Below are 11,136 nucleotides of genomic sequence, written 5' to 3' on the forward strand. Positions count from 1 at the left end.
CTCACCAGTATCGCCGAGGAGATCAACAATCGACCCCGCCGCCGACTGGGCTATCTCACGCCCACCGAGGCATTCGCCCGACTACTCGCCGGCGAGCCCCATGTTGCTTCGACGCCTTGACATCGCCGGGGCCGAGACTTCGGGTTCCTTCCAGCGGCGGACGCGCTTGTTGCCTCTACGAAGTCGGCCCCGAGAAGGGGCCGAGACAAGGAGGTCAAGAGATGAGCACAACGAGGGGGCCGCCGCCTCTACGAAGTCGGCCCCGAGAAGGGGCCGAGACAGGAACGAGAACTGGGGCTCATCGTCTGGGGTCTGGGCCTCTACGAAGTCGGCCCCGAGAAGGGGCCGAGACCGGCCACGGCATGACACCTCCGGGCAGCGGAAAATGCCTCTACGAAGTCGGCCCCGAGAAGGGGCCGAGACCACTGGTGTTGAGGATTGGGCGTGGCGGGCCGAGTTCGGCCTCTACGAAGTCGGCCCCGAGAAGGGGCCGAGACCTCGCCTTCCGCGGTGTCGCGGATGATCTGGCGCCTCTACGAAGTCGGCCCCGAGAAGGGGCCGAGACCTTGATCCCGGTCGGCTCCTGGCCCGTGTTGTCCACGCCTCTACGAAGTCGGCCCCGAGAAGGGGCCGAGACCAGCGCCTACCGGTATGCATCCACGGTCGCCCGGTCGCCTCTACGAAGTCGGCCCCGAGAAGGGGCCGAGACCGAGCCCACTGGACGATGTCCGCGACGATCAGGAAGCCTCTACGAAGTCGGCCCCGAGAAGGGGCCGAGACCGAGGGGCGCGCACAAGCGCGCCCCGTCGCGGCCTTCGCCTCTACGAAGTCGGCCCCGAGAAGGGGCCGAGACCGCACTCCAGGCGGAGCCGGTCCAGCGCCACTGCCCGCCTCTACGAAGTCGGTCCCGAGAAGGGGCCGAGACTCGGCCTGGTATTCGTCCCATGTGAGCGCGCCCTCGCCTCTACGAAGTCGGCCCCGAGAAGGGGCCGAGACCGCTGACCCATGTGAGCCCGCCGTCCTCATCTTCGGCGCCTCTACGAAGTCGGCCCCGAGAAGGGGCCGAGACTCACCTCGGCGGGCGTTGCCTTCGAGGCCGCCTCCGTGCCTCTACGAAGTCGGCCCCGAGAAGGGGCCGAGACCCGGGGTGATCCCGGCGGCGATGAGTTGCCTCTCGCCTCTACGAAGTCGGCCCCGAGAAGGGGCCGAGACCGCCGTAAAGGCCACGAACCTGGCCGGTATGAAGCGCCTCTACGAAGTCGGCCCCGAGAAGGGGCCGAGACGCGGCAGACAGGCAGGCGTGCATCCGCTCGCGGGTGCCTCTACGAAGTCGGCCCCGAGAAGGGGCCGAGACTGGTGTTCGGGGTTGTCATCGGGTGGGGTCCTCTCGGCCTCTACGAAGTCGGCCCCGAGAAGGGGCCGAGACCGCCATGCCGCCGAGCGCGAACGCGATCCCCGGCACCTGCCTCTACGAAGTCGGCCCCGAGAAGGGGCCGAGACGGAGGCGGGCGGCGTATCGCCATGCGCGGGCCTCTGCCTCTACGAAGTCGGCCCCGAGAAGGGGCCGAGACAAAGCGCGGCCAGCGACGCCTCACCTGGGTGCCCTCGCCTCTACGAAGTCGGCCCCGAGAAGGGGCCGAGACAGCTGCCTCACCACGGCCATCCCTACCTGCATGTTCGCGGTGCGGCGCGAGGGCTGCGGGGGGCAACTGCACGACAGTTTCCACTATGCGGTTATCAAACAGCAAGTTGAGCGCTGACCTGCACAGCTGGTCCGCGAACCCTCCAGGCGTGAGGCCAGATCGACAGAGGGTTCGCACTCACACGATGATGGCGGTGTGATCGGTGATGTCTCGTTCCCTGCCCAGGAACGAGAACGTTTCGTCTGTGAGCGCTGAAACTCTGCCCACATCGCAGATGAGGATCGAGTCAGTCTCAGCATTCAACACGCCCTTCAGGGTGGCACGGAGTCTCACCATCTTGCCCGGCGATCCGTCGACCACGAACACGGAATACTGGACGCGGTCTCCGAACTCTTCCAGGGCGCGCGCCACCCGGGTGCGGCGCCGATCATCCGGAACGTCATAGGCGATCAGATACCGGTGCGCATCGGCCCTCATCGCACCCGCACTCCCACGTACTTCTCCTGCGTGCCATCAAGCAGCCCCAGGATCATCCTGGCCTGCACCTCTATGGCGCGCCGCCACGTCACCCGATAGCCGAAGACGGGATGCGTGAACTCCGTGGTGAGCCGCCTCTCGTACGCGGCGATCAGCGCCTTCCGCGCGGCATCCCCGATCCGCACCGCACCAGCGAGATCAGCGAACCCGGAGCGTTTGATCTCGCCGTTGTTCACGGCGCCCAGCACCACCGAATCCGCCACCGGTGCCCGGAACTCCTCCATCAGGTCCAGTGCCAGCGCTGGCTTGTTCCGCCCGGAACTGTGCAAGAACCCTGCATGAGGATCCAGGCCGCAGGCCAGCAGCGCCCGCACGCACTCGCCGGTGAGCAGCGCATACGTGTAGTTCAACAGCACGTTCAGCGGATCCGTTGCTCCCCGGCCCACGCGGCCGGGGAACTCGGCCCCGAATGCCCTGGCACTGGGCGCCAGCATGGTAGGGAACTCCGTGAAGTACAGGCGGGCGGCCGTTCCCTCCACGCCAAACAGCTCCGTCACCGATTGGGCCTCACCGGCTGCGGACGCCAGCTGCCGCAAGGCCGCGACGGCCGACGCGGAATCGCCGTGCCGCCGCAGCAAAGTGGCCTGGTTGCCCACTTTCGCGCCGATGAACGCCCGCGCCAGGTGCAGATCACCCCGCTTCGAGGCCACATGCTGCTCCACGCGGGCGGGCCCGTTGGGCCGGTCCGCGCTCGACGCCCAGCCCACCAGGCGCCCTCCGCTGGAGCACCACAGGATGGGCAGTCTCCGCCACATCAGCTCGCGGGTGAGACCGCCGCTGAGATCCACGTTGCCGTGCACCACCACTGCTTGCACCCGCTCCAGCGGGACCGTGGCCGTCACCTCGCCACGGTGCTTGACCACTACGCGGCCCGATTTCACCGTGGCCAGCGACCCGTAGGTGGCCAGGTGCAGCACTTGGCTGTCCGGGTTCGGCACCGAGATTCGCCGCGGCGTCTCCGCCATAGTGCGTTCATCCGGCAGGCACAGGCTCACATGGGAGCAGGAGGCACAGCGAGGATCATCCTCCAGCGGAGGCGGGGCGGTGCTCCCTTCCGCCACCGCACGAGTCGCCTCCACGTCCGCCAGAGCGGCCGTGGTCGTCCCCTCGTCGATCTCCACGGGGACACGGCGGTGGTGGGTGGTGAAATGCACCGCGCACTCCACCACCCGGTGCCCCATCTCCTCCAGCGCGAGCTTCTGCAAGGCGAGCTGGCGGCGCATCGGCTCCGTGGTCTCCGGGTGTCTGCGCACCGGAGTCGCCTTGTACTCGATGAGCCGCATCGAGGAATCCTCGAGTACCTCGGCAACATCGATGCGCCCGTGGAAGCCGTGCCGGCTGCTGACCACGTCCATCGCGCGCACCGTGGCCGCAGTGCTCGCCTGAGGGTCGTCCGCCCTGGTGTGCGCCACCGTTTCTGAGGTCATCGCGAAGGAGTCCACCGGGAGCTTCTCCCCGCTCGCCTCCAACCAGGCGCGTCGCGGGCAGAAGGCATGGTGGGCTACCAGGGAGATCGGCACCGAATCGACCGGCACCTCACCAGCTGTGACCGCGGTGCTCATAACGGCACAGCCTTTCCGCGCAGGGCCTGCCGCTCCGGGAAGGTCTTACTGCCCGTGATGTTCACCGGAAACCTCAGCACCACCTCGATCCCCTGCGCGCGGCACCAGGCGATGGCCTCCGCCCGCCCCGCGGCATCCTCCGCCTCCGGCACCGCAGCTTTCGGCAGGTGGCTGCTGCGCAGAACAGTGCGGGCCCGCGCCACGCTGAGCAGCCGAGGGGAGGCGAACATCACCAGGTGGCGGCGGGCAGCACCTGGAACGTCCCCCCGAGACAGCGTGGCGGGACTGCGGCCACCGGTGATTGCCTGGGGAAGCACCGGGACCAGGGTCAACCCCCACAGCGCACACCACGCCCTGGCGTTGTCTACGGGCCCCGGCAGTGCGAACCCGGTTCCGGAGCGGGAATCCGCAACGTTCTTCCCCACCCTGTCATCGACCGTCTCGCCCAGCAGCCCGCCCATGATCCGGGATGGTTCCCAGGAGGAGACTTCTTGCGCCAGCGGGAGGAGGCGGTGCGTCACCACATCGGAGCCGCGGTTGCGGGTGCGCATCTCCCAGTCATTGCACCCCTTATCGGCCCGGATCTTTCCTGTCGGGCCCGTGGCCCACCAGGACCGGTAGCCCAGGCCAGGCTGCATCCGCTGATCGAGCCGGGTGGGCAGCGCATCGAGCATCGCCCGGTGTGCGGCATCAACGCGGCCCCACACCTCCTCATTGGCTGGTGGGGCCGTGCGCGGCGCACCGAGGGCCACCTCACCGGAGCCGTTCGCGGCCACGGAGATCTTCTGGTGCAGCCACGATCCCTCTGCGGCGTGCCGGGCAGCGTGCTCCCGCACGATCTCCCCCACTCGGTCCGTGCCGTCACCGCTCATGCGCAGCTGCGGCCGCGGGTCGGCGTCATCGGACCATCCGGCCCGTACGACCCGCTCTCCGGTGTCCTCGCAGATCGCCGCCAGGCCCCACAGCACCATGTGGCTGAGCAGCACGTCAATGTCCCCGGCCAGCCGCAATGGCTGGGTGGTGGTGTTCATCGTCCCTCCTTGGAGATGGAAGTATCTGCGGCGCGAAGCACCGCTTCGAGGTAGGCGCAGCCCCACACACCCCATCGGGCGTGCGTGGACTCGATCAGCTCATCCCAGGTGCCGGAGTCGAACAGTTCCGCGGCCCGCTCCTCCAAGTGGGCGAAGTCCTCTCGCACCAGGTCCGCGGAACCGTGGGGGAACGCGGAACGCCCGCGCCCATGCGAGGTGCCGATGAGCCTGCGCACCAGATCCGGTTCCGGGCCGTCCACCTCATCCCAGGCGATCAGGGCCGAGAGCTGTTCGTGGCGCCACCCCGGGGGGAGGGTCTGCAGGGCCCTCCGGGCGCGAGACCGGGAGGCCGCGCGTCGGCTCTTCGCGAGCATCCGGTACGGCGCGGACTGCGCCTCCTCGGTGCTCACCCGTCGATTCCGCAGCACACCCTGGAACTCTGCCGCCTGCTTGCCGTCGTCGTGGTGGAGGCCCGCGGCGTGCAGCACCTCCTGCAGAGGTTCGGGCAGGCCCACGCGGGTGGCGAACTCTCTGGCCCGCTCCGCCACGTCCCGCTGATGCGCCTCGAGTTCCACGTCCCGCCCAGACAGTTCCTGGCGCGATTCGGCATTGAGTGTGTCCCCGGCCACCCAGGTGAGCGCCGCCCACGCCGCCGCTCCCGACTCGGTTCGGGCCGGGGAGACCGCCCAGGTGGGCGTCCAGTTGCCGGGGTCCTCTTCGGATCCAGCCCGCGGCGTGGTCATGGCCTGCTCCCACAGCGCAGCGGCGGGTCCGCGCCCCAGCAGGCTCTCCGTGACGGCGAGGCTCAGGGGGCTGCCAGGATCCTCCAGGTCCGCGGGCTCGCTCCCGGAGTGGGCATCGAGCGTTCGACCCACCACGTCCAGCAGCTCGTCCACCGCTGGCTGGTCCGCGTGGGTGTCGGCACCGCCGGACGCCTCGGAGTGCAGCAGCACCACTGGCGCCACTGCCTGCGGGTAGCCCAGCGGATCGCAGAGCACGTCACCGATCGGATCCGCCTCCGGGTCGTCCACCACGAGCGCTCCGGCCCGGGCCGCGCGGGTCTGTGCATCGAGGACCACCACATCGCCGGGCCGCAACTGCTCCAGCACGTCCGCTGCGGTCACCGCACGCTGCTGCTCCCCTCCCCGCCAGAGCTGGGCAGGGGCCTCGGCCAGGTGGCGGAGGAGCATCCGGCATCGGCCGGGAGAGACCGGATACATCTCGTGGGAGTGCGGGGGAAGCGCGGCCACCATGTCCATGGCGAGCGGCGCATCCACGGGCAGGTTCCGGCCCACCACGGTCACGTCGGCCACGTCGTCGCTGAGTTCGTCAGCGAGCCAGAGCGCCAGGTCCGGTTCGACGACCAGGCTCTCGCTGGTGCTCGCGAGGACCTCAGCCTCGGCCGGTTCCAGCCGGGAGAACAGCATCCGCCGAGGACTGGGCACGGGAGCGGGATCCGCCATCAGATGCGCGGGAGACATCACGAAACCCTCGCCGCGCTCCTCCAGCCAGTTCAGCGCCTCCTCCAGATCCGTGCCGACGTACGGCCCTGAGCGCACGGAGTCCCAGCCCTTGGCCGGTGGTTCCTCGGGGCACAGCACCACCACGGGCGCCGCCTCGTAGAAACCCCGACGGTTCACCCGCCCGATCCGCTGCACCAGGGTGGATCCCGGGGCGAGGTCCGTGATCAGGCCGTGCAGGTCCAGGTCCACGCCCACTTCGACCGTCTGCGTGGCCACGAGGACATCCACCTGCGCAGAACCCTCCGGGCTAAGCAGTCCGGGATATTCCGCCTCCAGCCGGGCGCGATCCACCGGCCGCAGGGGACCCACCAGAGTGGCGGTTCGCAGCCCCGAATCGGAGAGCAAAGCGGTCATCGCGAGCGCGTCGGCCACCGAGTTCAGGATGACGCCCACCGTGCCCTGCACCTCCTCGCGCATCTGCGCGGCGAGCTCCGCGACGGGGCGCAGGGCCCGCCGCCGCGCGGCTGCGTTGCCGGAGGGCGGCCACGCTGCCAGAGACTGCAGGTGCAGGGGTTTGGTGGCATCGAGCCGCTGCTGCAGCGCGGGGTCTTCCGGTGCCGAGCCCACAGTGAGGGCGTCCCCGGCCGTGGTCGCCGGGGTGGCGGTGACTTCCACCGCCTGCAGGGATGGCAGGAAATCGGCGAGCGGGGACGCGCTGGCCAGCTCGCCGACCCGCCGCACGGTCGCGGTGAGCTGGCGGTTCAGGTGCGCCTCATCGACTGCGACCACCGTGTCATAGGCGAGCAGACCCGCCGCGCGGGCACGGGACCAGCGTGTGGAACGGTACCCCTGGAAGAGGAGCCTGCTGCCCATCATGTCCGGGGTGGTGCAGAGGATGTGACAGCCCACCGGGTCATCCAGCCACTCGGTGTCCACCACCTCCCCGCCGCGCACAACGGACACTCCGAGCGGACGCGTCCCGGGCAGAGCCAGCTGCGACGCCACGGCCTGCACGGCGGGGTGTTCGGACGTCTCCAGCAGCGTGCTCACCTCCACGGCACGTCGGGCGTGGGCGTCCACGATCGCGCGCCGGGATACGCACAGGGCGAGGCGACGCGGGATCGACCGGCCCTCCGCACGCGCCAGCGCGACACTGAACACATGGGCTTCGATGACCGCGCTCTTTCCCGCCCCGGTGGGAGCGGTGATCTGTGCAGGCCAGCCGGTTTCCGCGATGCGGTCCACCAGATCGCGCTGCCACGCGTACGGCGGGGAGCCGTGGTTGACGGCGGCGAAGAAGGAGGGAAAGTCCTCCCGGGAGAGCGTGCTCATGGTGCTTCCTCCACATGCGGGCGGGGACGGTCGATCGGGATCAGAAGCCCTCCGCCCAGGTGGCGGGACTGGCCGATGGCACAAACGGCCGTGGCCGGGAGGGCGGTGCCGAGGTCCAGCCGAGCCGTGTACGGCATGACGGCCATCCGGCGGTTGGTGCGATGCACGAAACGGGTGGGGTCCAGCGTGAGCACCGGCTCGGCCTCCAGCACGGTGACCCGGTGCTGCTGGAGCCACGCGCTGCGTTCCGGTGCGGCGATTCCGCCGCGCAGGTGGTCCCGCATCATCGTGGTGAAGGAGAACTGCGCGGACTGCGCGAACAGCTCGAACTGGTCGGTGCCCCGTGACCACCGCTCCGGCACCGCGGCGGGGTCTGTGCGCCATTCCCGGTGCCGTTCCGGGGCAGGCGGAGCCCAGAAGGATGCGCCGTCGGCGAGTTCCATCGGCCCCAGGTCGAAGCGGCCGATGCGGGTGCGCAAACTCTGGATCCGGGAGAGGCCATCGAACAGCTGCGCGTGCTCCACCTCTGCCATCTCTGCCGGGACCAGCACCACCAGGTGGGCCGCACCGGCCTGGCCAGCGGATACCGGGGCACCGGCGGGTATCCAGTGCAGGGCCACGCGGTTCGCCGGCTGCTGCACCCCCTCGGGGTAGCGCCCGGTGATGCTGGGCGGGCAGTCCTGCCCCACGGCGGCGATCAGGGCTCGGTGCAGGTTGACGGCTACATCCACCCGGCTCTCCGGGGGCACCGTGGGACCGTTCTGCACCGGCAGCAGGACGGCGAGGGGCCACGGGACCTGCGCTTCAGGGGCGTCAACCGGGATCAGGCGCAGGGAGGTGAGGCCGTCGGCGGTGGGCTGTTCGGAGCCGGGAAGGGTGGAGACCGTGTGCTTGTCCGCGGCCGCCGTAGGTGGTTTGCCTGGCCGAGCTTCGCGGAACTGCTGTTCGAGGGCGGAGAGTCGACCCGGCACGGGCACCCGGGTGTGCTGCCCAGCGGGGTCGAAGTAGCTCGCCCGGCGCAGATGGTGGGTGAGCGGGGGCGGAGAGGGGCTGGAGGCGGTCTCGAACACTTCGAGCACCGCCGGGCTGTCCCCTTCTCCCAGGTGGCTCACATCCGCGCAGAGCGCATCCAGATGGGCCTGGATCTGTGGGGGTGCGGAGTCTTCCCAGATCCAGCCCAGCGCGGAGGAGATCCAGGACGACTCCCCATGCTTCCGCGCGGTCACCTTGTAGGTGGTGGACTTCCCTTCTTTGAGGAACACCCCTTCTTTCCGATAGGCGATGTTCCCGCGGAATCGTTCCGCCGGGATCAGGTCCGGGAACCGGGGAACATGCATTCCCACGGGAGGGTTCTCCTCCAGCCATCGCAGAGCATCGACGCTGCCCGGCCGGAGGTTCGGGAAGTCGGGGTGCCCCTCCCCCGGCGTGGTGGCGGATTCCGCCCCGGTGGCCGCGGCGTGCACCAGGGCGGAGAACACCCGGGCGAAGCTGGGCATGACCTCCGCGGTGCCGTCGGGGCCATGCCCCGAGTACTGGTGGCCAGGCCACCGGGCTGTCAGCAGCAGTGCCATGGTCAGTCCTGCTCCTCATCGTCCTGGACCGCTCCGGCCACCAGGGCAGGATCGGCCTGGACGTCGAAGGTCTGCCCCTGCCAGTCCAGGCCCCCCACCTGCGTGGCGTGATCGATCGCCTCAGTGGCCAGCGCAATGGCCGCTTCGGAGGTGATGGGAGAGAGCTGCACCGTGCGGCCGTAACGGCCGTCCAGGATCACGGTGGGAGCCTCGGTCTCCACGAGGTCGCAGTCCGCGCGGATGTACAGATCCTCATCGGCCAGCGCCATCGACAGCAGGGCCACAGAGGCGAGGGCGGCGCGGATCGCCGCGTCCTGCTCCGGGGCGCCGCCGAAGCGGAGCTGACGCAGCGCGGCGAAGCTCAGCACGGTGCGGCGGATGATCCGACGGCAGGCCACCCCGCCCAGGCTCTCCAGCGACGGCGGGATCGACCCCAGGCCCAGGGCGGCACCCACGTTCTTCCCCGCGGCGGCCTTGGCCTTGGCGTCTTTCACGATGCGCTCGTACGTCTTCTTGCTCAGCTCGTCCTTCTGCTGGTCGGCGATGCGCGTGACGGTGGCGGCATCGACCTTGATGCTTGCCGCGATGGGGTCCACGCGCGCCCCGCCGCGCAGCGGGGGCTCCTGCGCGGTAGGCCCCTGATCGGCGAGGATGCCGATGATCGAGCCGGTCATCGCTGATCGCAGGCGCACCTGGTGGGACTTGCGGCTCGCGTCCCACACCCCGTCCACGAGCGAGGTCGGGGCGAGTTCAAGGATCGCGCGGGCGTTTCCGGGGGTGGCGTTGCGCGCGTCGCGGTACTTCTGATCCTTCGTCACGGGCTCCCCGTTGTGGGATCCTGCTCGGATATGGCCATCCACCCAGCGGTGCGGAAGGTCGAGATCGGTCAGGGTCTGATCTCCGTGATGCAGTACGACGTGGGGGATGCGCTTCGCGACCCGATGGGCCGGGTGCGAATCGTCCACCGTGGCGAGGGACAGCGCAGCTCCCCGTCCCCGCCCCTGAGCTGCCTTGCTAGCGATCACCACAGCGTGGACGGCTTCCCCGTTCTCCGTAACGCGGAGGTAGTTGTAGGTGGGCTCAGCGCTGTTGCCGCGCCCCTTCGTGTACTTCGCAGGGGCTACCAACCCTTCTTCTCCGCCCGCAGGGGCGAGCGTGCACACGGAGGTGAGCACGCTGGCTCCGCCTGCCGCGCAAGCATCGAGCAGGTGCTGGAGGGTGAGGCTATCGGTCTGAGTCATGACGAGCTCCTTGTGAGAGGTTGCGGCCGGTGGCCGCATGGGGGATGTACACGGGCGCTGCGGCCCGCTGAGCCAAGCGTGCCATACATGTTAGGAGTGGCGTCAGTACTCCGTCGGGCTGACATCCTCATGCCTTGCCCGACACCCTCTGCGTCCCGCGCAGCCCAGGGCGCCGCCCCCACCCCCGGCCGCTGGACCGACCGGTGACGTCGAGGCATGGTCGAAGTCTCCTATCAGGGACTGACATTTCTCGGCTCAGAGCTCGCAATGAGTCCAGGTGGGCCCTGGCCTTGGCGCATTCCTCGTTGACGTGGCAGAGCAGGGCGTCAGCGCCGGGGCCGAATGCTCAGGCTCGGCTGGTCTTTCTCGGGCCCGGCAGGACGACTGGGAAATCCGGGCGACCTCGCCGCGTCTTCGTTCCAGCATCCCGGCCCCCAGGCATGTCGGATCCCTCAGGAGGGGATTCCACCGCCTACGCCCCGCGCGACGTGCAGCCCGTTCCGACCTTCGCAGGGAGGGATGAAATCGGCCCCGTGAGGGCGAGACGTTGAGTCGCGCCAACACGGGGCCGATCTACGAAGAGGGCGCGAGCCCTGAGCTGAGAAATGCCAGTCCCAGTAAGAGACTCCGAACATGCCTCGACGAAAGCGGCCGACTTCTCGACCGAGCGCCAGGCTCTTATACACATCTGACGCTGCCGACGAAACCCCCTGTGGAGACCACGGCGGTGCACGGGACGGAAACACAACAACAACA

The 11,136-nt window shown here is 69.4% G+C and carries 6 protein-coding genes and 1 CRISPR repeat array; all 6 genes read right to left on the minus strand.

Annotation, left to right across the window (positions count from 1 at the left end; translation table 11 throughout):
- The first annotated feature begins 102 nt into the window (after positions 1-102).
- Positions 103-1,643: direct repeats of the CRISPR family, unit length 36 nt; unit sequence GCCTCTACGAAGTCGGCCCCGAGAAGGGGCCGAGAC.
- Positions 1,644-1,820: 177 nt separating this feature from the next.
- Genes cas2 through cas7u form a run of 6 tightly spaced genes read right to left on the minus strand, consistent with a single transcriptional unit; the run spans position 1,821 to position 10,380 of the window.
- Positions 1,821-2,120 carry a CRISPR-associated endonuclease Cas2 gene (gene cas2, locus MU407_RS12730; RefSeq protein ID WP_102235704.1) on the minus strand — a complete coding sequence of 100 codons (300 nt, stop codon included), beginning with the start codon at positions 2,118-2,120 and terminating at the stop codon, positions 1,821-1,823.
- Positions 2,117-3,742 (minus strand): CRISPR-associated endonuclease Cas1, encoded by a 1,626-nt coding sequence (gene cas1 / locus MU407_RS12735; protein WP_246958043.1) that lies wholly within the window; start codon positions 3,740-3,742, stop codon positions 2,117-2,119. Before cas1 ends, cas2 begins: the two co-directional genes overlap by 4 nt.
- The gene (locus MU407_RS12740; protein ID WP_246958045.1) at positions 3,739-4,773 is read right to left on the minus strand and encodes a hypothetical protein; all 1,035 of its coding nucleotides are present in this window, start codon (positions 4,771-4,773) and stop codon (positions 3,739-3,741) included. Before MU407_RS12740 ends, cas1 begins: the two co-directional genes overlap by 4 nt.
- Entirely contained in the window at positions 4,770-7,568 is a 2,799-nt protein-coding gene (gene cas3u, locus MU407_RS12745; RefSeq protein WP_246958047.1) for a type I-U CRISPR-associated helicase/endonuclease Cas3, read from the minus strand. The genes MU407_RS12740 and cas3u overlap by 4 nt, the downstream gene beginning before the upstream one ends.
- The gene (gene csb2 / locus MU407_RS12750; RefSeq protein ID WP_246958049.1) at positions 7,565-9,139 is read right to left on the minus strand and encodes a type I-U CRISPR-associated protein Csb2; all 1,575 of its coding nucleotides are present in this window, start codon (positions 9,137-9,139) and stop codon (positions 7,565-7,567) included. Before csb2 ends, cas3u begins: the two co-directional genes overlap by 4 nt.
- Before the next feature lie 2 nt (positions 9,140-9,141).
- Positions 9,142-10,380, minus strand: a complete 1,239-nt coding sequence (cas7u, locus tag MU407_RS12755; RefSeq protein WP_246958051.1) for a type I-U CRISPR-associated RAMP protein Csb1/Cas7u — start codon at positions 10,378-10,380, stop codon at positions 9,142-9,144.
- Between the last annotated feature and the right edge of the window lie 756 nt (positions 10,381-11,136).

This window comes from Brachybacterium sp. Marseille-Q7125 (genome assembly GCF_023062615.1).
Classification (GTDB): Bacteria; Actinomycetota; Actinomycetes; order Actinomycetales; family Dermabacteraceae; genus Brachybacterium.